The organism is 'Nostoc azollae' 0708, assembly GCF_000196515.1.
Lineage (GTDB): Bacteria > Cyanobacteriota > Cyanobacteriia > Cyanobacteriales > Nostocaceae > Trichormus_B > Trichormus_B azollae.
The window spans coordinates 1,979,938-2,001,279 of the sequence record NC_014248.1 but is presented as its reverse complement, the minus strand read 5'-3'; the positions used below and the strand labels follow the sequence as shown (position 1 = coordinate 2,001,279).

Annotated in this window: 23 protein-coding genes and 1 pseudogene; 13 read left to right on the top strand and 11 right to left on the bottom strand. The window is 38.5% G+C overall.

What is annotated here, in order from left to right; translation table 11 throughout:
• Nucleotides 1-787: 787 nt before the first annotated feature.
• Nucleotides 788-1,645, bottom strand: a pseudogene (locus tag AAZO_RS09175) (lysophospholipase).
• Between the two features lie 331 nt (nt 1,646-1,976).
• On the opposite strand from AAZO_RS09175, the gene AAZO_RS09170 reads away from it, so the two are divergent.
• The 3 genes from AAZO_RS09170 to AAZO_RS42440 all read left to right on the top strand — a co-directional run bounded on the left by AAZO_RS09170 (nt 1,977) and on the right by AAZO_RS42440 (nt 3,719).
• Complete coding sequence (locus tag AAZO_RS09170) at nt 1,977-2,900, top strand: lysophospholipid acyltransferase family protein (RefSeq protein ID WP_013191034.1); 924 nt, start codon at nt 1,977-1,979, stop codon at nt 2,898-2,900.
• Between the two features lie 305 nt (nt 2,901-3,205).
• Nucleotides 3,206-3,493, top strand: coding sequence for a DUF6765 family protein (locus AAZO_RS42445; RefSeq protein ID WP_338027189.1), 288 nt, complete (start codon nt 3,206-3,208; stop codon nt 3,491-3,493).
• 13 nt (nt 3,494-3,506) lie between these two features.
• A complete protein-coding gene (locus AAZO_RS42440) occupies nt 3,507-3,719 on the top strand; it encodes a DUF6765 family protein (protein ID WP_338027099.1) in 213 nt (70 codons plus the stop codon).
• A 775-nt stretch (nt 3,720-4,494) separates the two neighbouring features.
• On the opposite strand, the gene AAZO_RS09160 is transcribed toward AAZO_RS42440, so the two are convergent.
• Complete coding sequence (locus tag AAZO_RS09160; protein ID WP_013191033.1) at nt 4,495-5,967, bottom strand: hypothetical protein; 1,473 nt, start codon at nt 5,965-5,967, stop codon at nt 4,495-4,497.
• 208 nt (nt 5,968-6,175) lie between these two features.
• Between AAZO_RS09160 and AAZO_RS09155 the strand changes: the two genes are divergently transcribed.
• Entirely contained in the window at nt 6,176-9,298 is a 3,123-nt protein-coding gene (locus AAZO_RS09155; RefSeq protein WP_013191032.1) for an alpha-mannosidase, read from the top strand.
• Nucleotides 9,299-9,581: 283 nt separating this feature from the next.
• Here the strand turns inward: AAZO_RS09155 and psbN are convergent, their stop codons facing one another.
• The gene (gene psbN / locus AAZO_RS09150; protein WP_013191031.1) at nt 9,582-9,719 is read right to left on the bottom strand and encodes a photosystem II reaction center protein PsbN; all 138 of its coding nucleotides are present in this window, start codon (nt 9,717-9,719) and stop codon (nt 9,582-9,584) included.
• A 258-nt stretch (nt 9,720-9,977) separates the two neighbouring features.
• Here psbN and psbH point away from each other — a divergent pair, with 258 nt between their 5' ends.
• The 3 genes from psbH (at nt 9,978) to pth (ending at nt 11,342) form a co-directional block, all read left to right on the top strand.
• Entirely contained in the window at nt 9,978-10,181 is a 204-nt protein-coding gene (gene psbH / locus AAZO_RS09145; protein WP_013191029.1) for a photosystem II reaction center phosphoprotein PsbH, read from the top strand.
• A 154-nt stretch (nt 10,182-10,335) separates the two neighbouring features.
• Nucleotides 10,336-10,608 carry a TatA/E family twin arginine-targeting protein translocase gene (locus AAZO_RS09140; protein WP_013191028.1) on the top strand — a complete coding sequence of 91 codons (273 nt, stop codon included), beginning with the start codon at nt 10,336-10,338 and terminating at the stop codon, nt 10,606-10,608.
• A 104-nt stretch (nt 10,609-10,712) separates the two neighbouring features.
• The gene (gene pth / locus AAZO_RS09135) at nt 10,713-11,342 is read left to right on the top strand and encodes an aminoacyl-tRNA hydrolase (RefSeq protein WP_013191027.1); all 630 of its coding nucleotides are present in this window, start codon (nt 10,713-10,715) and stop codon (nt 11,340-11,342) included.
• A gap of 231 nt (nt 11,343-11,573) precedes the next feature.
• Here the strand turns inward: pth and rpsU are convergent, their stop codons facing one another.
• Nucleotides 11,574-11,750, bottom strand: coding sequence for a 30S ribosomal protein S21 (rpsU, locus tag AAZO_RS09130; protein ID WP_013191026.1), 177 nt, complete (start codon nt 11,748-11,750; stop codon nt 11,574-11,576).
• A gap of 518 nt (nt 11,751-12,268) precedes the next feature.
• Between rpsU and AAZO_RS35165 the strand changes: the two genes are divergently transcribed.
• Nucleotides 12,269-12,445, top strand: a complete 177-nt coding sequence (locus tag AAZO_RS35165; protein WP_187289632.1) for a hypothetical protein — start codon at nt 12,269-12,271, stop codon at nt 12,443-12,445.
• Between the two features lie 131 nt (nt 12,446-12,576).
• Nucleotides 12,577-12,717: a hypothetical protein gene (locus AAZO_RS35160; protein ID WP_187289631.1), complete on the top strand. Its 141-nt coding sequence runs from the start codon at nt 12,577-12,579 to the stop codon at nt 12,715-12,717.
• Nucleotides 12,718-12,804: 87 nt separating this feature from the next.
• On the opposite strand, the gene rsmI is transcribed toward AAZO_RS35160, so the two are convergent.
• From rsmI to AAZO_RS33565, 4 genes are all read right to left on the bottom strand, one after another.
• Nucleotides 12,805-13,680 carry a 16S rRNA (cytidine(1402)-2'-O)-methyltransferase gene (gene rsmI / locus AAZO_RS09125; protein ID WP_013191025.1) on the bottom strand — a complete coding sequence of 292 codons (876 nt, stop codon included), beginning with the start codon at nt 13,678-13,680 and terminating at the stop codon, nt 12,805-12,807.
• Between the two features lie 243 nt (nt 13,681-13,923).
• Nucleotides 13,924-14,034: a PH domain-containing protein gene (locus tag AAZO_RS43560; protein WP_420807060.1), complete on the bottom strand. Its 111-nt coding sequence runs from the start codon at nt 14,032-14,034 to the stop codon at nt 13,924-13,926.
• Nucleotides 14,034-14,165: a hypothetical protein gene (locus tag AAZO_RS41170; RefSeq protein ID WP_013191024.1), complete on the bottom strand. Its 132-nt coding sequence runs from the start codon at nt 14,163-14,165 to the stop codon at nt 14,034-14,036. The genes AAZO_RS43560 and AAZO_RS41170 overlap by 1 nt, the downstream gene beginning before the upstream one ends.
• Before the next feature lie 375 nt (nt 14,166-14,540).
• The gene (locus tag AAZO_RS33565) at nt 14,541-14,747 is read right to left on the bottom strand and encodes a DUF29 domain-containing protein (RefSeq protein ID WP_013191023.1); all 207 of its coding nucleotides are present in this window, start codon (nt 14,745-14,747) and stop codon (nt 14,541-14,543) included.
• 46 nt (nt 14,748-14,793) lie between these two features.
• On the opposite strand from AAZO_RS33565, the gene AAZO_RS09110 reads away from it, so the two are divergent.
• The 3 genes from AAZO_RS09110 to AAZO_RS09100 all read left to right on the top strand — a co-directional run bounded on the left by AAZO_RS09110 (nt 14,794) and on the right by AAZO_RS09100 (nt 17,663).
• Entirely contained in the window at nt 14,794-15,660 is an 867-nt protein-coding gene (locus AAZO_RS09110) for a sugar kinase (protein WP_013191022.1), read from the top strand.
• Nucleotides 15,661-15,895: 235 nt separating this feature from the next.
• Nucleotides 15,896-16,750, top strand: a complete 855-nt coding sequence (locus AAZO_RS09105) for a 3'(2'),5'-bisphosphate nucleotidase CysQ family protein (protein ID WP_013191021.1) — start codon at nt 15,896-15,898, stop codon at nt 16,748-16,750.
• A 283-nt stretch (nt 16,751-17,033) separates the two neighbouring features.
• The gene (locus AAZO_RS09100; RefSeq protein ID WP_013191020.1) at nt 17,034-17,663 is read left to right on the top strand and encodes a precorrin-8X methylmutase; all 630 of its coding nucleotides are present in this window, start codon (nt 17,034-17,036) and stop codon (nt 17,661-17,663) included.
• A gap of 143 nt (nt 17,664-17,806) precedes the next feature.
• Here AAZO_RS09100 and AAZO_RS09095 read toward each other — a convergent pair whose 3' ends face one another.
• The 3 genes from AAZO_RS09095 to mnmE all read right to left on the bottom strand — a co-directional run bounded on the left by AAZO_RS09095 (nt 17,807) and on the right by mnmE (nt 20,912).
• Entirely contained in the window at nt 17,807-18,511 is a 705-nt protein-coding gene (locus AAZO_RS09095; protein WP_013191019.1) for a hypothetical protein, read from the bottom strand.
• Nucleotides 18,512-18,540: 29 nt separating this feature from the next.
• Nucleotides 18,541-19,377, bottom strand: coding sequence for a 4-hydroxy-tetrahydrodipicolinate reductase (gene dapB / locus AAZO_RS09090; RefSeq protein ID WP_013191018.1), 837 nt, complete (start codon nt 19,375-19,377; stop codon nt 18,541-18,543).
• Between the two features lie 140 nt (nt 19,378-19,517).
• On the bottom strand, nt 19,518-20,912 hold the full coding sequence (mnmE, locus tag AAZO_RS09085) for a tRNA uridine-5-carboxymethylaminomethyl(34) synthesis GTPase MnmE (protein ID WP_013191017.1): 1,395 nt from the start codon (nt 20,910-20,912) through the stop codon (nt 19,518-19,520).
• Between the two features lie 155 nt (nt 20,913-21,067).
• Here mnmE and AAZO_RS09080 point away from each other — a divergent pair, with 155 nt between their 5' ends.
• Nucleotides 21,068-21,268, top strand: coding sequence for a hypothetical protein (locus AAZO_RS09080; RefSeq protein WP_013191016.1), 201 nt, complete (start codon nt 21,068-21,070; stop codon nt 21,266-21,268).
• The last annotated feature ends 74 nt before the right edge of the window (nt 21,269-21,342 follow it).

The following is a 21,342-nucleotide window of genomic DNA, read 5'->3' as shown; positions in this document are numbered from 1 at the left end:
CAAATTGGAGATGTAGAAAACTACATACGACTATCCTCATGAAGGAGATGTACCCTGTTTGACACTAGTGTTTCAACTAAATCCTTTAAACCCTCGCTACAGAGAAAGAGGTGTAACTTATTATCACGTTTTTGGGAGTACTCCAGAGATTTGGCGTTAACTCAAAAAAATATTTTATCACGTAGACCTCTCTATAAAAGCGAAAAAGCCCACTGTGAAAGGATTACATGAGATTCTGTTGAGATAAAACAGCTATCGTTGCTGAACGTAAAAATTAGGGTTTGGGGATGAAAATCTCGAAATTTCTGATAATGTTGAGAAATATAGCTTTCTAAAAAGGTAAATGTGAAATCTGATAATTCAAATATTGTGGCTTAGTATAAATGAAGCATTTAAGTAGGTGGGCAGAAAAATTTATAACTATATCATGCATGGCGAATGGAGCAAAGGGGAATCAAGCAATCCCAAGGATTTAAAGTAAATTATATTTTGCTACATAGTTATGTTTATTTGTGTCTACCTACTTAGATCTAACCTCACTAATCCACATACTGTCTCTATCACGTGACTATAACGATGTCGAGCTACACGAAATCTATCACTGCATAAACACACCCCTTCTTTTGGTGTCATTTCTGCTTTACGTCCTCCTCCAGAAGCAATTAACCTAACTTTTCTTTTTTCCTTTTCTGCTTGTTTTTCCCTATGCCTTCTCTTTCAGAGAGGCTCCGCAAACGTTCAGAATGAGACTTTTAAACCGTTTTTAGTATAACTCTGTCTCTAACTGTCATGCTTCAGCTAGTAAATGCTGATCCATCCAGTTGCTCAAATCAGTCAGCACTTGACAATGATTAATGTCACAATGTAAATCTTGACAGGCTCCTGGATATTCAATGCGTAGCTTATCTGGGTAAGTTACACGCTGATGAAAAATTTCACTTCCCCCAGGTAACGCTACTCTGTCAGCATCACCATGCAAAATCAACAGCGGTGCTTTCCATTCATGGGCATGGGCTTGAATCCACTCCAGTGTAGCAAAGAATTATGTAGAAAACCGGGCTGTAGCACGGGTATGACGCAAAGGGTCTTGGGTATAGGTAGATAAAATATTTGGATCTCGTGAACCAGCTGTTCTGTCTAGTCCTGTATTTAAGGAAAAACGTGGCCACACGCGCGATAGCATTTTTCCTAAAAGCACGCGGATGGGTGATACTCCCACTTCTCCAATACTAGGTGCAAAAGCAATTACTCCTTGCAATGCAGATGTATCTTTTGGATAACGCAAGACGTATTCTAGGAAAATCATTACCCCCATGCTATGTCCAAACAAAAAAATTGGGCATCCTGGCTGTTGCTTCTGTAACATATTTAAAAAGGCTCGGACATCATCCCGAAATTCAGTCCAACTATCGATATAACTTATTTTACTAGATGAGGATCCATGACCACGCAAATCTAAGCTATAAACAGCATACTGTTTTGGTAACAAGTGGTCAATTATATTCTGGTAAAGTCCGCTGTGTCCTCAGAGTCCATGCACCAAAGCTAATACTGCCTTTGCTTTACCCCCTGGATTCCAGCTTTGGTAATGCAGGTCAAGTCCCCCAACACCTATAAATGTGCCTACGCTGTGGTAAATCGTCATGATTAATTTTTTACGTAATTTCCCAGCAAGCTATACTGCAAACGGGTGAAATTTAGACTTATGTCATACCGATCTTAACGTAGTGCAGCAAAGTATCTCGGAGATTTTTCACTATCTCTTTCAGAGACGCTCCGCCAACGTTCAGAATGAAACGTTTAAACCGTTTTTAGTATATTAGCCTATCAACCTACATTGTAGGGAAAATTGCTTCTAACTGTGGGAGGAATTACGGATTTTGATCAGTTCAAAAGTTATCTACGAAGAATGGGTATGGGGTGGGTGTAAGAGTGTAGAGGAAAAATTTAATTAGCAATTTAGGTTAAATGATCAGATGGAAAATACTACGGACTCGGAAACTTTACCACCTTTGACTGAGACTGCTATTAAGCGGGTATGGGAAGGTGTAGCAGCGGCAAGCGATCGCACTATTCGTCATACTATAGAAACTACTCTCAATGGGCTTTCAGCTATTGATCAGGAATATGGGGAACGGCGAGTTAATGCTAATATCAGACGTTGTGTAGTGCGATCACTCATTCATTCCCTATTCTGTGTGAAAGTCGAAAATATTGAAAATATCCCTCACACACCAGCAATCTTGGCTGCTAACCATCTTCACCACATCGACCCATTAGTTTTGCTCACAGAGATACCAACCCAGCCACACTATTACATTCTCGGTGATGCCCGCACTCTCTATAACAAATGGTGGAAACGCTGGATTTTAGGTTCTGCAGGTGGTGTGATTCCTTTAGAACGCATCTGGGGAGAAGAACTGGCTGTTATTGCTGCTGCGAACACTGGACGAGATGATTTAAAAGAACTTTCTCAAGTTATTAAAGATACAGTTAATCCTGGTGGAGATATCCAAACGATACGCCGTATAGACCGCATTGTTTCCGCAATTTTAGCCCGTGGAGATGGTTTGATCATTTTTCCTGAAGGAAGACTGGGAACTGCTGAGGGTTATTTACATCCGTTTAAACGCGGAACAGTAATTTATGCTTTGCGGGGAGGAGTACCAATTGTACCCTTATCATTAGTCGGAACTCATGACCTATTTTTGAGAAAAAAGTTAATAGTTAGGGTGGGTGAACCTTTATATTTCCCCCTAACTAGCAGGCCAAAGCGTCAAGAAATAGATGCAGCTTTGGAAAATTTACAGCAAGCGATACAGGCTTTGTTACCTACTGATTATCAAGAACCAACGGGGATAAAGTTGTTACAAAATTTTCTCAATCGGATGTTGTTCTAAAGTAGCGAATTTGATCACTTTGAGTAACCTGGGAACTTTTTCAAATTAACTAAGTTGTGTTGGGAAACTGCAAATATGAATCGCTCTGGTGGCGGGAAAAAAAGAGATAATAAATTTAGGTTGGGTTTCCTTCAGTCAACCCAACCTACCATAACTAGAGTTTAGCAAACAGATGTCGCAGTTTGAGAACTGCTATCAGGTAAAAATACAAGCAATAATACTTAAGAATTTTTATTCTATACGTAAATTCACTAACTCATAACCGACTCAAGATGCAAATAGACTTTTATGATGGTGTCACCTAGATTGTAGCGCGACTAGCTGGTTTTGAACATGAAGGTGCTAGTATTGTCGCTTACTGCGCCCAGTATGTAGCTGATGCGATTAATGCCGATTTAATCCAATTCGATAATGGTACGATGTGTACCCGCATCAGTTGGGCTCATAAAATGCTAGATTATCGCAATTTTCAGGAGTTAGTAAATTACCAAGTTTGGATTCCTTTTCATTTTTTACCAGGAAATGCCGCGAAAAAATCAGGTGAAGATCCGGAAGGGAAGTTTATTAAAAAATTGATTTGTCGTCCTAAGTGATGTGGCGCAGCAAATGGTGAGGGAGTGCATTCAGCATCGTGAAAGTGCTTATGGTTTGCATCCTCTGGGTATTACAATGCACGCTTATGTTGACATCTGGGCGAATCAAGGTTTTGCTGGTGTGAATCATCGGGTCAATGAAGCGAAGAAATTGCCAGATGAAAATGACCAACCAGATCGTAATTTGATGGATAGATTGAAGAATTATTTTATCAGTGAAGCTTGACCTTTAAGACATGGTGCGGTTTTGAGTCATCCTGATAGACAGACGTTTTACGTTGGGGCTATATCAACGCTAGAGATGAGAAAGTTAGCCGTAATAATCCTGAAGATTTTCTGGATATTACTGATAATATGTGTAAGGCTATGCAGCGTTATTTAAAAGGTGATCCAGATGCGACTGTTCCAGGATTAGCAGAAGCATATAAAAGGGTAATTACGTTTATGTTCGAGAATATTTAGGATATTCAAGGTAGTATACGTCATTAAAAATAGTTAGATGCGATCACACAAGGTAGATTTATTTTTGGTGAAGCTAATATTAACTATATTCCTAAAGCTCAAGATTCCTGGAAATACCAAGCTTTGGGAACTGAAAACCTTGTTGATAAAGATAATGAAATTTTCCCCTATCATCCCAGTTTTTTAGCCGGCAATTGGAAACTATTTCACGATGCTTTACAAGCACATAAATTTTAGATCATTCACGATTTGCTACCCCAATATGGAATTTATGTAGCTTAGAAGGTGACAGTAGGCAAAAGGCAGAAGGTCAAAGGATATCTGAATATATGGGAAAGGTATATTTTGCCATATATCCTATTAGAAAGGCTTAACTTTATACCCCTGTCCGCATCCGAGAAGGGTTGGGGACAGGTTTATCGAACTCGCGTTAAACTGTAAGCATTCAGCTTTTTCAGACTAACGCCAAAAATACCTATTTGATAATTAACCAATTTCTCAAACATTCTGACTCCTGACTCCTAACTCCTTGCGTTGCACTAAACCTGTAACAACCCTTTAAAGAAATAAATCATATTCATAAATATCATCTCTATCCAAAGCATCACATGATCCAACCAGGCTAAGATCTGCTCTAAGGGGTGATTTTCATAACCTAAAAATGTGGCAGTTGTTTCTATCCAATCTGGTTCTAATTGATATTGATGTTTTTCTGTTTCTCTCCCATTTTCATCATGAGAGTGAGGAATGTTTTTTGTTGATTGTTTATATTTAAATAAACGTTGTTGGGTATCATCTGTAAATGAATCACTCGCTTTAATTTGATTAAATTCATCAACATTAATTTCATTTATTGCTAAGCCTCCAAATAAATCACCCCAAGTTAGCCAGGAATCTGCAGTTAAATCTGATTCCTGCAATTGATTATTTTTAACAACTTGATTTACTGGTTTAGTTGGTAGTTGTAGGAATGTTTTATTTTGGGCGATCTTGGGAATTTCTCGGCTACCAAAAAAGTAATTGATTGCGGCTTTAATTAATGCGGAAATATGCAGGATTAGATTTTCTAAATCACGGGCATTAACTGTAATATCTCTTCTCGCTTCTATCGATCTTTTACCATAAATAAATATATGTAATTGAGCTTTAGTAAGTTGAATAATTTCTTGACTACGTTGTTTGACAGGTACTAAAGTTTTAGCTTCTAATTCCGCTAAAGCTGTATCTAACACTACCAAAAATTGACCAGCATAAGATTGTATATTTTCTGTAAATCTGCTTTCAGTAAAACCTGCTACACCAGGATTGGTATTACTAGTTAGTTTGGTTAAGATGCGGTCAATTTCTGGGAATAATTCCTGTTCTCTTTTGGCTTGGACTAACTTCAAAGAATGCCAATATTCAGCGACTTCACTATTGATTTTATCTGCTAATTTTACTTGTTGTTGAATTGTCAAAACATCGAAAACTCTGTTATCTTCGCTCACCAGTATGAAATGACGATTGTCTAATTTGACAGCAATTCCCTGTACCGTTGGTAGATGGTATAGGAGGGTGTTTTCTGGCTGGGGAGACTGAGTAAGACAAGATTTAATATGCGGCTGATTTTTAACAGCTTTTCCCCACCCTAAACGGGTAGCGACTTCCCGCATGGTATTACCCAAGAAGGCTAAAGGGTTGAGATTGTGTGAAGTTTGTGAATCAGAAGCAGCCGCAGATGGTAGATTTTTAATGAACTCTAGTACGTGCTGAATAGGTGCATCAGCAGGTGGGTGAGTTTCTGGTTGTAACTGTGGTTGAGGTTGATTAGCTTTGGTTTGCAGCCTTTTTCCCTCAAGTTCATCTGGCTGAAAGATTTGGTAAAGTGGGTAAAGTAGCGCCTCCACACTCCATTTAGTAGCAACTTGTAAATGTCGGATGGTATTTTCCCACTGTTGAGTCAACCGCTGAGAATGCTGGTTGAGAAAGTTAAAGACTTTACTTTGATAACGACTAGAGGAATCAGAAGACATGGTAGAGATTTGTTAGTTTGAGTGTGATTAAGTTTTGAGACTCCCACAAAACTGTTATTTATCTTTATTCACTGCCACTATCATAACGGAAAATAGGCTCAATTACGTTTAATTTAGACAATCTCAATTTCCCACCGAATGTTCATAAAAATCTTTCTTGACTTCTAATCTTTAAGTGTTAGTTTTTAATTGTTAATTTTTACTGCTTATGACTCTTCCTTTATCTCTATCCCATACTGGATATATATCACGAGCAATTGCAAAATTGCGTTCTTGCTGTCAAATTAATGTACAGTCTTATTGGTTATATCAGCAATTCGACTGGGCAATTACTGAAGTTATAAATTCAGATTTGTCTGATTGGCAACCTATACAGCTAAATGAGAAAGCGCATATCCTTTGGAAAGGGGGAAAACAGGTGCTGTGGTTGCAGCAAAAGTTGGTTGTTCCCCAAAATTTACACGGTTATGTTTTAGCTGGTTTATCTTTGCGGTTGGCTTTGGTTTGGTGCGCTGATGCTGCAGAAGTTTATGTTAATGGTGAGTTGGTATTAACGGGTGATTTATTTGATTCTTCCCCACAGGTGCTTCTGTGTCAAGGAGTCACTGCTGGTGATGAGTTTGTTGTTGCTGTAAGGTTGGTGAGTCCGGGACATTGTGATGGGGCGTTGATGCGATCACTTGTAATCTACGAGTCAACTGATTACAATTATCCCGATCCTGGTTTTATTGCTGATGAATTAGCTGTTGTGCAAATATTTTTGGAAAGGTTTGCACCGGAAAGGTTGGTTGGTTTGGTTGCGGGGATTGAAGAGTTAATGAACTGCAAAGGCGAGAAGGATGCGAAGGAAGAGAGGAAGGAAGAGTGGGATAGATTCCTGTTAAATATACGAGAAAGTTATCTCAAGTCATCTGCGTTTATCTGCGGTTTAAAATATAAAATGTATTTGTTAGGTCATGCCCATTTAGATTTAGCATGGTTATGGCCTGTTGCGGAAACTTGGAATGCAGCACAAAATACTTTTGAGTCGGTTTTAAAGTTACAACAAGATTTTCCAGAATTAATCTTTTGTCATACTACACCTGCTTTGTTTGATTGGGTTGAAAAACATCGTCCTGATTTATTTAGAGAAATTCAAAAACAGGTAATATCGGGAAGGTGGGAAGTTTTAGGTGGTCTTTGGGTAGAACCAGATTTAAATTTGATTTCTGGTGAGTCTATTGTTCGTCAATTATTATATGCTCAGCGTTATTTTTTAGCGAAGTTTGGAAGAATATCTTCTGTGGTTTGGGTTCCTGATACTTTTGGTTTCTGTGCAACCTTACCTCAGTTTTTCGCAAATGCAGGAATTGAGTTTTTTGTCACCCAAAAGCTACGCTGGAATGATACGACTAAGTTTGATTATGGTTTATTTTGGTGGCGCTCGCTTGATGGTAGTCAAATATTAAGTTTGATGTGTGCACCTATCGGCGAAACCATTGACCCGATTAAAATGGCTCACTATGTCTGTGATTGGGAAACTCAAACCGGTTTACAAGATGCTCTTTGGCTTCCTGGTGTCGGTGATCATGGTGGTGGTCCAACTCGTGATATGTTGGAAATAGCCAGACGCTGGAAATATTCTCCTATTTTTCCCAAGTTAGAATTTACAACAGCAGAAAATTATTTACAGCACATAAAATCCCAGTCAGAAAATCTGCCAATATGGGAAGATGAACTTTATCTAGAATTTCATCGCGGTTGTTATACTACCCACGCAGACCAAAAACGCTGGAATCGAAGATCTGAACATCTATTATATCAAGCTGAGTTATTTGCGACTCTCGCAACAGTGATTTGTCATATCGCATATCCAAAAGCTGAAATAGAAACTGCTTGGAAGCGAGTTTTATTTAATCAGTTCCACGATATTCTCCCCGGTTCTTCGGTTACTCAAGTTTACCAGGATGCTTTACCAGAATGGCAGCAAGTGGAACAGGTGGGAACGAAGATATTAGATGAATCTTTAAGTGCGATTGCATCTCACATCAATTTACCACAACCACCCCAAGCCAACAGTATACCCATCATAATTTTTAACTCTCTTAATTGGCAACGTTGCCAAGTCCTCAGCGTTACCCTACCTATAGGAGCAGTTAACCAAACATGGCAAATCTATGATACTGTTGGCAACAAACTTCCATCCCAACAAACTGAAAACTCTTTATTGTTCCTCTCGACCGTCCCATCAGTAGGTTATAACATATATTGGCTTTCCCCATCTTCTCATCAAACCAGCACATTCCCCACAGACTGGAAATTAGAAAACGAATATCTGCGAGTGCAAGTCAACCCAGAAACCGGAGACTTAGAAAGCGTCTTTGACAAAACCCAGCAACGCGAAATTTTAAACGGTGCAGGAAATCAACTTCAAGCTTTTGAAGATAGTGGACAATATTGGGACGCTTGGAATATCGACCCCAACTATACAACAAAACCTCTACTTCCAACAGCATTAAAATCAATTCAATGGCTAGAATATGGAGAAATACAACAACGCTTGCAAGTAGTGCGTCAACTTGGAAAATCTGAGTTTTGTCAAGATTATATTTTACAAATCGGTTCACCTCTTTTGAAAATTGTCAATACTGTCAATTGGCAAGAAAATCAAGTATTAGTTAAAACAGCATTCCCTCTCAATATCGAAGCTGAATTTGCAACTTATGAAATTCCCTGTGGTGCTATTCGTCGTTCTACCAATGCCCAAACACCCACAGAACAGGCAAAATGGGAAGTACCAGCTTTAAGATGGGCAGATTTAACCACAGAAACAGAAGCCGTGAAATACGGTGTTAGTCTCCTTAATGATTGTAAATACGGTTACGATACTAAAACCAATCAACTACGTCTGACTCTCCTCAGAAGTTCTAACTGGCCAGACTCTCAAGCTGATAGAGGTATACATGAATTTACTTATGCTTTATATCCTCATGTGGGGAGTTGGGAACAAGCAGATACAGTCAAACGCGGTTATGAGTTGAATACACCATTACAGGTATTAGTAAATCCACAAACTCAACGATCTTTATTGAATACTTTCAAAAGCCAAAGTTTTCTCCATTTGTCAGCAGATAATTTAATTTTAATGGCGTTAAAACCCAGTGAGGATAACCCACAAAAATTTATTATCCGCTTTTATGAATGTCACGGAAATACAGCGGAGTTATCTTTGGAAAGTGATTTTTTCAACTTAGAAAAAGCAGTTGATTTATTAGAAACACCGATAAATCAAGAAATTGATAAAGTCGGACCTTGGACAATTGCTACTTTTGAAAGTATGGCAAAAATGTGATGTTAATCAGAATCAGTCCATTAAAAATCTCAATACTAACCAAAATCCTCAAAATCTCAATATATAATATATGTAATTATGTAATATACTAAAAACGGTTTAAAAGTTTCATTCTGAACGTTCGCGGAGCGTCTCTGAAAGAGATAGTGAAAAATCTCTGAGATGCTTTGCTGCACTAGGTTACGATAATTATGACATAAGTCCAATTTTCACTCGTTCGCAGTATAACTAACATAGGATAGGGTGGGCATTGCCCACCATTATATCAAATTAATGAACGTTTCTAATCTTCGTGATCTTCAAAAGGATCGCTTAATTCCTTACTTGGAGGTCCAAAAGATGTATAAACTGCAATACCAGTAATAGCAATCAGAATGGCACAGAAGGAAACACCAAGCACTAAACCGGGTTCTAAGTCCATAAATTTAGAGTTATATTATGAGAGCTATGTTTATACAATATTACAAAACTTAAACTAAATAATAGCAGAAGTAATGATATCTCAGGCAGGTGGGTACGAAGTAAATGGTAATATATAAAATGGATAAATCAGAATGGCAAAACCTTTTACCGGGGCAAACGGAAAGAGGTGGATTCCATCCAAAAATCCACGCCCTTACAGGGTTTGGGAATGTAAAACAAGATTAAAAAAGCTTTAGCAACTGATCTTAGGTGAACTATGGCACAACGGACTAGGTTGGGAGATATCCTCAGACCCTTAAATGCTGAGTATGGTAAGGTAGCTCCTGGTTGGGGTACAACACCTGTAATGGGTGTTTTTATGGGCTTATTTTTCGTGTTTTTGCTAATTATTCTGCAAGTTTACAATAAGTCACTGTTAATTCAGGATGTGCTTGTTGATTGGCGCAGTCTAGGCGGCTAATTGCTATACAGCCATCATAACTTGGATCACAAGTTACCATAGACCCGGCTTGTCCGGGTTTTTGATTGTTGTCAGTTGTCAGTTGTCATCAAAAAATCAAGCCTAATAATTGATTAAACTAAGGATGTAATGTCAAGTTTCGAGGCGGGTTGAAATGAATATATTTGGTATCGGTCTGCCAGAAATGGCTATAATTATGGTAGTGGCGGTGTTAATCTTTGGACCAAAGAAACTACCAGAAATTGGTCGGAGTTTGGGTAAAACCATTCGAAGTTTCCAAGAAGCTTCGAATGAATTTCAAAATGAGTTTAAACGGGAAGCAGAACAAATAGGACAAGCTGTAAAAACTACTGCTGAAATTGAATCTAAGCAAATTGAATCTGCTAAATCGCAGCAAGATAATGCTGGTTCTACTGCCACCAGCTAGGAAAATAATGTATGGCGAACATTACCAATAATTCGTTGGTGTAAAAGCCTCCGGATAAATCCGGAGGGTCAATCCAAAATCCAAAATCCAAAATCCAAAATCGGATGACAGAAGCTATTACCCAAGGGTCTTTGGTGATTCCTCAGTTAATTGTCGGGTTGGGGAATCCTGAACCTAAGTATGAGCAAACTCGCCATAATATTGGTTTTACAGCTATAGATGCCCTTTCTCGCCCTTGGCAAATTCCACTGGCGGAAAATCGTAAATTTCAAGGACAGTTTGGCGAAGGTACTGCACCAGGTGGCGGTAAAATCGGTCTTTTGAAGCCGCTAACTTATATGAATCGTTCGGGACACTCAGTGCAAGCGGTAAGAAGTTGGTATAAATTACCGCCTGAATCGGTTCTGGTGATTTATGATGATATGGATTTGCCTTTGGGGAAAACTCGCCTGCGTTTATCTGGTTCGGCTGGCGGACATAACGGCATGAAAAGTATCATCTCACATTTGAGTAGTCAAAATTTTCCCCGGTTAAAAATCGGTATTGGTAAACCTAAGGGTGCAGCTAATGAAGATAATACCGATACTGTTTCCCATGTGTTGGGAAGGTTTTCTGCTACGGAAACTAAATTAATGACTTTGGTGTTGGAGTTTGTGATTGAGTGTGTAGAACTTACCTTGAAGCAAGGAGTAGAAAAGGCTATGAATTGTTGTAATAGCTGGTCTGCTAATTAAGCCTAACTTCTTGTTTCCAAGGGGCTTGATTTTGGTTGATGGATAGCGATTTTTGCTTGTTCCATCTAACCAAGTTCAGAGGCTTTCGCACAAACTTAAAAACAATATTACACCCGAATCAGGGGTACGTCGCAGCTGACTAATTTTTTCTAAGAAAATGGTAAAGTAATTTTGCTTGTTGCAATTAATTAATTTCTTCAAGCAACGCCAATACCAACCCGAATAGGTTTATTAAAAACGACGTTTCCGTCTAGCTGCGACTGCTTTACGTTTGCGCTTTTCCAGGGGGGTTTCAAAGTGACGATGATACTTAACGTCGGCCAAAATTCCAGCTTTGGAAACTTGGCGTTTAAACCGACGCAGGGCTGAATCTATTCCTTCGTTTTCTCCTAGAACCACTTGGGTCATTCTGAGTCTGTCCTCAATTTCTCAATAATCTCCATTGTAATATTAGCCTCAAACTGGGCAAAACCATCTGGTCTAAAGCTGAACAGCTTGCAAGTTTGGAATTTGGGATTTTTTAGATATTTAATTCGGCTTACAGCACGAGTCAGGAGTCAGGAGTCAGGAGTAAAACTCTCTTGCTGTCTAGGTTTCAATTTAGATTCTGTACCTCATTTATCTGTAATTTGGTGTATTTGTATTTCATCTAGTTGATTAGTAATAATTTTGCAGTGGATGTTCTCAATCCAACAGTTAACTTAACCCAATATGTAAGCATACAAATCAGAGAAATTTAAGCAATTAATAAATTGTAGTTAACCTCTTATTGTAACTTTTGTTAACAAAAGTATGGTTATTTGAGAATTACTTACAAAAATGGAACTAGTCCATCTAACTATACTTTTGTACGGTTTGTATATCACAGACCTGACGGATGTTTGAACTGGGACAAACTTGACTAAGCTGGTGTTCACCTTGGTCACATGGAAGATCAGCTAGGTGGAACATATAATGTTGGTGCTGTTACTAATGCTACAGGTGCTAAGGCTTACGCTGAATCCTTTGGTTTAAAAGCAGATGGTTCAGAAATTGAACCTTTATCTGGCGCTTCTAACACAGGTAAAACTATGTACAGTAAGCGATCCCAGCTAATAAAGTAACTACTTTAGTTCAATCAGGTGCAAGAATTGCACCTGGTACAGCCGCCTTTGTTGCTTAAGTTGGTGAACTGATTCGTCCTGATGGAAGTAGAGTTCCACCCAGACTAAGGGCTGCTGATATCGCCAAGCAGGTGATTGAATCAGGTGTTGATTTTATCCTGGGTGATGGTAGCATAGATAGACTAATGGGTACTTTTGGTGTTGCTTGGGTAGGTGCTCCCGATTTTCCCGGTAGCATTGTTTCCAAGGACTATGTTGTTTTTGAATTCTGATTTCAACTTCTGATTTTCAAAAGTCAGTAGCCATCAACCAGGGAAGAAGATTAGTTTTTCTATATTTTCTTCTCCCTGGTTCTTTTTTTATTCTGACGTAATGAGAGATTCCGAATCTAAGTCAATGGTAAGTGCTAATTGATATATTTGACGACGGGAAATTAATGTATCTTTTGCTAACTGTCTGCTGGCTTGGGAACAGGAAATTCCCTGTTTCATTATTTTTATTAATTCGGCTTTGAGTTCTGCTTCTGTGAGTTGGGGTTTACTCGGTAGAATTCCTGCAACTAACAGGGTATATTCGCCTTGGGGTTCTTTTTGTTGATAATGGGCGATCGCATCGGCTATTGTCCCTCGCCAAAATTCTTCATATAATTTAGTTAGTTCTCGTGCTATAATTATTGTGTGCTCGCTCCCCAAAATATCTGCAAAATCTTGTAGTGTATCCCGCAATCGGTGGGGAGATTCATAAAAGACTAAAGTCCGCGATTCTGGTAATAATGATTCTAAATATTCCCGTCGTTGTTTACTTTTTGCAGGTAAAAAACCATCAAAAAGAAACCTATCTGTTGGTAATCCAGCCGCACTTAAAGCGGTAATTAAAGCACTTGCACCAGGAATAGGAACAACAGTTATTCCTGCATCAACACAAGCTTTTACCAGTTCATATCCAGGGTCAGAAATTCCTGGCATTCCGGCATCACTTACCAGTGCGATCGCTTTTCCAAATTGCAAATATTCCAACACTTCAGGAATACGACTACTACTGTTATGTTCATGATAACTCATCTGGCGAGTCGTCACTTGAAAATGTTGCAGCAATTTTCCCGTATGTCTTGTATCTTCTGCCGCAATTATATCCACAGCTTTTAAAATTCGTACAGCCCGAAAAGTCATATCTTCCAGATTGCCAATCGGTGTACCGACAATGTATAATGTCCCTGGTTTTGGTTCAGTTTGCATACAAATATCTTACATCTTACAAGATAAAAACCACAGTTCTAATTTAAAAATTTGGTTGAGCGGAAGAACCATCCCACATAATAAAATAAGCAATTACACTTGGTTTTATTTCTTCACTCAGCCTAATATTTAACTATGGTGCAATATAGCTTTTAGGAACATCAATAGAATAGGATTGCTCACCCATTATTCACTTAATTTCTATATCCATACCTATTGTTCCTGATGTTTATAACTAATATGCTAACTATAACTAAACCTTTTGATTAAGAGTTTCTTGCTCACCGCAGAACTTGCATCAAGATGAATCAAAGCTAAATTAGTAAAACAGTATTCATCAGTTTTCGATTTAATCAGAAAATAGATTTTTTTACCCTCTTCATGTATACATAGTCATCACTATCAACTTTGTTATAATCTTGGGGCCTGATCACAGCAGCAATATCACTCAAACCCAGTGTATCCATCGCCATGTTTTTTAACATAATTTGTTCCTCTCCAAACAGAAAATGATTTTTACTATTATAGTATCATGTTTATGATATATCAGTGGGTAGAAATTCTACTATAAAGATTTATCTTAAGCTGTAAGGACAAGCTTCCGAAAATGAAGATAATCCCGTTTCTCGTTCTGCGCTAATAATAGCAAGTTGATAATTCTTTCTAAAAAATCCGCTAAAAAAGAGTTAAGACTCGGTTCTCTCTCAAGAGTCTTTCTAAATGTAAGCGTTTTTATTTGATAGTCAATTGCGAACTACGAGAACGTAAATTAGGCTGAAATTGCCATTTAGAGAACTCCACAAAAAGAAATACCCAATGTCATTCTGTGTCCCGAAGGGACACAGAATGACAAGACAGGATCAATGATTTTGTAGCTTATTCTTAAGCAGATGTATAAGTAATACTTCTAATCTACTTTCTAATTCTCGTTTTTCAGAACGTCCCGTGTCTTCCAGTTCTTCTGCAATGTGAGCAAAATCAATTTGATGAAATTGTCCTTTTCTAAGCAGATGAGCCTGTTCTTGTGTCCAAGCAAAAAAATCACTATCATGGTTAGCTTGATTCATACATCAAATATTCTATAATTTATCTAATAAGTTTAACCAATTACAAATGACCAAATTTGCATTATTTGTAGGTTTAATTACCTTAGACCTAATTTACCTTGCCCAATCACCTCCAAAGAATAATCAAAAATTAGTTGCAACTGATTATGCTGTAGCAGCAGGTGGCCCAGCAACCAACGCATCTGTTACGTTTAGTCACTTAGGTAATAAATCGCAACTTTTAGGTGTACTTGGTTTACATTCCATGACACAATTAATTACTACAGACTTAGCAAATTACCAAATTACAATTGTTGACTTAGATTGTAATAAACAAACATCACCACCAGTATCTTCAATTATTGTCACCCAAGGGACAGGAGAAAGGGCGGTAATTTCTATTAACGCTGTGAAAACACAAGTGAATATTAATTATATCCCACCCAATATATTAGAGAATGTTGATATTGTTTTAATTGATGGACATCAAATGCTAGTAAGTAAAATTATTGTTCAAAAGGCTAAAATTCAAAATATCCCAGTTGTTATTGATGGTGGTAGCTGGAAACCAGGATTTGAAGAAATTCTACCTTTTGTAGATTATGCCATTTGTTCTACTAATTTTTATCCTCCTAACTGCAAAAATGGAGAAGATGTTTTTAACTATCTGCAAAGTTTTTACATTCCTCACATTGCCATTACTCAAGGAGAAAAACCAATAGAATATTTAAGTTATGAAAAAAGAGGTTTGATAAATGTTGCCAAAATTCAAGCCGTTGATACATTAGGCGCAGGAGACGTTTTTCATGGCGCTTTCTGTCATTATATTTTACAAACAAACTTTACAGATTCTCTAGAATTAGCTGGCAATATTGCAGGTAAATCTTGTCAATTTTTTGGTACACGCCGTTGGATGAAAACCGTAAAAATATAATATACTACTAGCTGTGGAAGTGATACCCATTAATAATGCAGATGCCAAGCCTAGTACAATCAGACGCAACTTTCGTTTTTTCAGGTGGCGCTTAAAGATTGCTAAAAGGGGAGAATTAATACTAATATTAAATACTTAATGACCAATTACTTTTGCCAACACAATAAGCTTTAAAAAACCGTTTATTAGGATAGATTTCAGATAGCGGTGATCCATAGTTTTCAGGAATAAATTGATGAAAGATTTACAAGAAATACTAAAAATTACTCGTGAAGTGGGTTGGGGTGCAGCTAAGTTACTGCGGTTTTATTATCAAGGAACAGCCCCAGATCCATATTTAAACGTACAATATAAGCAAAATGAGCCTGTAACTGTGGCTGATGTAGCTCTTAGTCAATATATTTTATCCAAGCTACAGGAAGCTTTCGGTAATGAAGAATTTGGTTATATCAGTGAAGAAACTTATAAAACCCAACATCGTAAAAATTCTGCCGATTTGGTATGGATTATTGATCCGTTGGATGGCACACGAGACTTTATTGATAAAACTGGGGAATATGCAATTCACATTGCTTTAGTTCAAGACACACGGCCAATTTTAGCGGTGGTGGCAATACCAGAAGCAGAGAAATTATATTATGCGACAAAAGGCGGTGGTACTTTTGTGGAAACCGTTAATGGTTCTTTGCCTTTGAAAGTTACTGCTGATAAATCTATGGAAGATTTAACCGTGGTTGTCAGTCCTTCCCACCGTAATGAAAGATTAGAATATTTACTCCAAAATTTACCCTGTCAAAAACAAAAAGCGATTGGAAGTGTAGGCTGTAAAGTTACAGCTATTGTTGAACAACAAGCTGATATTTATATTTCTCTTTCTGGTAAGTCTGCACCCAAAGATTGGGATATCGCTGCTCCTGAACTAATTTTAACAGAAGCTGGTGGTAAATTTACTTACTTTGATGGTAAGCCCTTAGAATATAATACTGATGACATCAATCAATGGGGAGGTTTACTAGCTAGTAGTTCTCAAGAACATGAGACATTATGCCAGAAAGCAAAGCAAATATTAGTAGAGTTTGAGGCTAAGTAGGAGTATGAAAGGGGTATATATAGGGGGTAGGTGTAGCGGAGCAACGCAAAACAGTGAGATCATCGTCAAATTAGCAGGGTGAGAAAAGAAAATAGTTTTAGTTCTCATTAAATTAGTTATAACTCTTACTAGCTGACTAATACACGCATTTTCCGTATCTAGTTAAGTCCCCACCTCCCCTTGCTTCCCCTTCTCACAAAATCGCGTTGTTCCCGTTCCCAATCACCTTATTTTTGCCTTCTGATGATAAGCTGAAAGTTGATATGTGAGAAGCTTAACAGCGATGGAATGGCACGTAACTGATGCTCAAAGCTTGGCAATCATTGATGGTGAAATTGGCGATCATGTCTTTTCCCCAGCAGAGTATGAGATAGTCCGGCGAGTAATATACGCCACATCTGATTTTGAATATAAGTCTTTGATCCGTTTTTCAGAACACGCTTTACAAGCAGGAGGAGCTGCACTAGCAGCACGGACTACAATTGTAGTAGATGTGCCAATGGTACAGGTGGGTATCGCCTACGACATTCAAAATACCTTTGCAAATCCTGTGTATTGCAGCATGGACGCTTTGACTCGTCCCCAGGAAGAAAAAACTCGTTCTGCTTGGGGAATTGAAACCCTGGCCAAGCGGTATCCAGAGGGAATCTTTGTGGTTGGTCAAGCCCAAACTGCGCTAACTGCACTTGTAGATTTAATTGAAATTGAGGAAATTCGACCAGCTTTGATAATTGCTACTCCAGCAGGATTTGTGAATGTGGATGCTGATAAAGAACGTTTGCAAGAATCTTTAGTACCTTATATTACTATTAATAGCCGGAAGGGTAATGCAGTTGTGGCTGCTGCAATTGTTGATGGTTTGGTTGATTTAGCTTGGCAAGCTTATGGTCAAGATAGGAATGGAGGAAGTTAAGTAGGTTGACGTTGAAAATTGTCATTATGGCAAAGCAAAAGGCAAAAGGCAAGAGGGAAGAGACTTTTAACAATTTTACATTTTGTTACAAACCTCCATTTTCTCACACCGACTTAGTTAAATGAGTTATCAGTTATCATCTATCAGTTATAATCTTCTCTTCTATACTTTTCTCGTTCTGGACGGCGACGACGAGGTTTTTCCTGTTGGTCTTCTCGTAAGCGGAGACTGACTTCGTTAAATAAATCCTGTCGCAATAATGGATAGTCGCTCACCCATAGGTTACGACTAGGGATGTAAATATTGCTAAATCCTTCGATGCTGCTTAAATCTGGGTGACTTGACATGAGTATCATTTCTGCGATTTGACCACGTGCGATCGCTTTGTGAGTAGGACGCAATGGTGCATCAAACTCGATTCTAAATCCTGTATCATCTCCCACTTCTAAGTTAATTCGTTTTTCGCGGTTTTCAATAATTACCAACTCGCCTTTGTTGTTGACGGTTTCTTGTTTACCTGTCAACTTGTCTGTGATCCACCAATCTAAAACTCTTCCTCGGAAAAATCCGCTGTACTTGTAACGGCGGCTTTTTGCATTGCGGATACTGGCTTGAAATACAGGATACCACAACCAAAAAAAAGCGCCAAATACGCTAAATACAAAAACCAGCCCAAAATCTAGTCTGAACAAGATTTTTACTAGGAAAATTACAACTACAGTCACGAGAGAAATTAATATTCGCTGTAACAAATTGCTGAATTTTCCCCAGTAGTATTTGTACTGCGGCCCACTGGCTATGAGGGGGATAATTTGTTCAAATTTTTGGCGAGTGAGGGGAACAAGCATATTTTAGAAAGAGATGATTGCTGAGTTTTCTAAAGAATTTTTTCTAGTCCATATACTAATGACTTTAGCTGGTTGACTTTCCGAATTGCTAGTAAGACTCCGGGCATATAGCAGGAGCGATCGCTTGTATCATGCCGTAAGGTGTAAATTTGTCCTGCTGCGCCAAATATCACTTCCTGATGGGCAATTAGTCCTGGCAGGCGCACACTATGAATTCTAATACCTTCGTCGGATAAAGATCCTCTTGCTCCTGGTAGTTTCTCTGTTTCTTCTACTTGGGGCGGGTTAAAGGTTTTACCCATTTCGGCTAGTAATTGGGCTGTTTGAATAGCTGTACCGCTTGGTGCATCAGCTTTTTGGTTGTGATGCAGTTCGATAATTTCTACATGATCAAAGTATTGAGATGCAGTTACTGCGGCTTGTTGCAGTAATACCATACCGATGGAGAAGTTAGGAATTATTAAACAGCCTGTACTAGCTTTTTCGGCAAAATCGGCTAAATTTTTGAGTTGTTCGGGACTTAAACCAGTGGTTCCCACTACTGGACGAATGCCATAGGCGATCGCACTGCGTACATTGTCATAAACTGAATCTGGATGGGTAAAGTCTACTATTACCCCTGGTTGTAGCTGTCGTTCTCCTGCTACATAGCCCAACATTGGCTCTAACTGATTGGTAATTGGTACTTCCAAGGGTTCGCTAAAACCCGCCAATTCTCCTGCATCTTTGTCTTGATGTTCCGGTGAAGTATCAAGAGCGCCCATTAAAATCATATCCGGTGCTTGAGCAACTACTTTAATTACTTCACGTCCCATTTTGCCAGCTGCACCGTTGACAATAACTGGGATAGTAGATTGATTAGTCATATTTCCTTCAAATGCGTTTTTGACCATTTTACTCTTAAGAAAGACATTTTATAACCCTTGCATAGTAAGGATTTAAGGTTTTTAATCTCAATGTGTTTCTTTCATCCCCCACCGGGATATTATGCTTGTACTGATAAAATCTACTTTCCGATACAGAATTTACTGAAAATTCTATCCAAAACAGATTCCGTTACCTCCTCTCCGGTAATTTCTCCCAATGCATAAATCGCTCCTCTTAAATCAATTGTCCAAAAATCTAAGGGTAATTGCTCTATAATTGTGACTTGCACTTGTTCCAAAGAAATCTTCGCTTTTGTTAAGGCTGCTGCTTGTCTTTGATTAATGGCTAAATCAATATCAGCAGCTTGCACTTTTCCGGCTTTTACTATTTCTAAAACCGCGGTTTCTAAACTGTCAATTCCTTGATTTTGTGCTGCGGCTGTGACAATTTTGGATTTTGGACTTTGGATTTTAGATTGAAGAGTTTGTTTTTCTGCTATGGAAATTAAGTCTATTTTATTAATTACCAAAATCACTGGACGGTGTTTTACTTGTTCATAAATTTCTTGGTCTGCTTGTGTCCAACCTGCGGAAGCGTCAATGGTAAATAATACCAAATCAGCAGCACTAGAAGCACGACGAGATCGCTCTACTCCGATTTTCTCCACCTGGTCTGCTGTTTCCCGAATCCCGGCTGTATCTAAAACCTGTACAGGAATTCCCCCCACAACGAGCTGCGACTCCACCACATCGCGGGTTGTACCGGGTAAATCTGTAACAATGGCGCGATCACTCTGACTCCAAGCATTTAATAAACTCGATTTTCCCACATTCGGACGACCAACAATCGCTACTTTTAATCCAGTTCGCAATAATTCACCTTGATCTTTTGTTGCTAAAAACTTGGTTATTTCCAACGTCACTTGATCAATTTCGGAAATAATTCTTTGCTCATCTAAAGGTGGTAAATCTTCTTCAAAATCAATGCGTGCTTCAATTTCCGCTAAAATATCCAAACATTGAGCGCGTAACTGACGAATAGGATGAGCTAATTTACCCTGTAACCCAGCTAAAGCAGTTTGTGCTGCTTGGGGTGACTTTGCACCAACTAAATCGGCTACACTTTCTGCTTGGGTTAAATCTAAACGTCCATTTAAAAACGCTCTTAATGTGAATTCTCCCGGTTGTGCTAATCTTGCACCATTTTCTAAACATAGTTGCAATACTTGTTGTACCGCTATAATTCCCCCATGACAATGGAATTCCACCACATCTTCACGGGTAAAAGAACGGGGTGCTTTCATAATCAGTAACAAAGCTTCATCTACCAGTTGCCTTGTTTGGGGTTGACGGATGTAACCATAAAGGATACGGTGACTTTCCCAAACTTGTCGTCTAGGTGCAGAAAATAGAGTTTGGGCGATCGCTATTGCTTTATCACCAGAAACCCGCACAATTCCCACACTACCTTGTTGGGGAACAACAGCAGTAGCTATAGCAGCGATCGTTCCAGTATTAGCTAACAGTTTTGACATGGGAGTTTTAGGATTTACAGGAGTTAAATAGGGGATGAGCATTGATTGCGCTTTACCCCCAAATTCCAGGATAATATTTAGTTCTTGACCCATTACCAATAATGTAAAATTGATCTAAACGGTAAAAGCGCCCAAATGTAGAGAGGGAATTCACTGTGGAGCAGAAAATTAACTGCGCTGAATCTTGTGTTAAAGGGTGTATTTTAGGCGACAAGTGTCCCAATATCGAGTCTAGAGAAGCTGCCTCAAAATTTATTGAAGAGACTTCTTTAGACAAAATGCTAGAAATGGCTGAAGAGAGACTGAAGAAAGAAATGATAGAACCGCCAAAATGGGTATTTCCAGAAGATCCATAAGTTGACATACTCGAAAGAAACACCCTTACACCCTTACACCCTTACATTTTTGATCATCTCCTAAAAGGAGAGAG

Coding starts and splice junctions, on each gene's coding strand:
- AAZO_RS09170 (WP_013191034.1), top strand. CDS start 1,977: ATGGAAAATACTACGGACTCGGAAACTTTACCACCTTTGACTGAGACT.
- AAZO_RS42440 (WP_338027099.1), top strand. CDS start 3,507: ATGGTGAGGGAGTGCATTCAGCATCGTGAAAGTGCTTATGGTTTGCAT.
- AAZO_RS09160 (WP_013191033.1), bottom strand. CDS start 5,967: ATGTCTTCTGATTCCTCTAGTCGTTATCAAAGTAAAGTCTTTAACTTT.
- AAZO_RS09155 (WP_013191032.1), top strand. CDS start 6,176: ATGACTCTTCCTTTATCTCTATCCCATACTGGATATATATCACGAGCA.
- psbN (WP_013191031.1), bottom strand. CDS start 9,719: ATGGACTTAGAACCCGGTTTAGTGCTTGGTGTTTCCTTCTGTGCCATT.
- psbH (WP_013191029.1), top strand. CDS start 9,978: ATGGCACAACGGACTAGGTTGGGAGATATCCTCAGACCCTTAAATGCT.
- AAZO_RS09140 (WP_013191028.1), top strand. CDS start 10,336: ATGAATATATTTGGTATCGGTCTGCCAGAAATGGCTATAATTATGGTA.
- pth (WP_013191027.1), top strand. CDS start 10,713: ATGACAGAAGCTATTACCCAAGGGTCTTTGGTGATTCCTCAGTTAATT.
- rpsU (WP_013191026.1), bottom strand. CDS start 11,750: ATGACCCAAGTGGTTCTAGGAGAAAACGAAGGAATAGATTCAGCCCTG.
- AAZO_RS35165 (WP_187289632.1), top strand. CDS start 12,269: ATGGAAGATCAGCTAGGTGGAACATATAATGTTGGTGCTGTTACTAAT.
- rsmI (WP_013191025.1), bottom strand. CDS start 13,680: ATGCAAACTGAACCAAAACCAGGGACATTATACATTGTCGGTACACCG.
- AAZO_RS41170 (WP_013191024.1), bottom strand. CDS start 14,165: ATGTTAAAAAACATGGCGATGGATACACTGGGTTTGAGTGATATTGCT.
- AAZO_RS33565 (WP_013191023.1), bottom strand. CDS start 14,747: ATGAATCAAGCTAACCATGATAGTGATTTTTTTGCTTGGACACAAGAA.
- AAZO_RS09110 (WP_013191022.1), top strand. CDS start 14,794: ATGACCAAATTTGCATTATTTGTAGGTTTAATTACCTTAGACCTAATT.
- AAZO_RS09105 (WP_013191021.1), top strand. CDS start 15,896: ATGAAAGATTTACAAGAAATACTAAAAATTACTCGTGAAGTGGGTTGG.
- AAZO_RS09100 (WP_013191020.1), top strand. CDS start 17,034: ATGGAATGGCACGTAACTGATGCTCAAAGCTTGGCAATCATTGATGGT.
- AAZO_RS09095 (WP_013191019.1), bottom strand. CDS start 18,511: ATGCTTGTTCCCCTCACTCGCCAAAAATTTGAACAAATTATCCCCCTC.
- dapB (WP_013191018.1), bottom strand. CDS start 19,377: ATGACTAATCAATCTACTATCCCAGTTATTGTCAACGGTGCAGCTGGC.
- mnmE (WP_013191017.1), bottom strand. CDS start 20,912: ATGTCAAAACTGTTAGCTAATACTGGAACGATCGCTGCTATAGCTACT.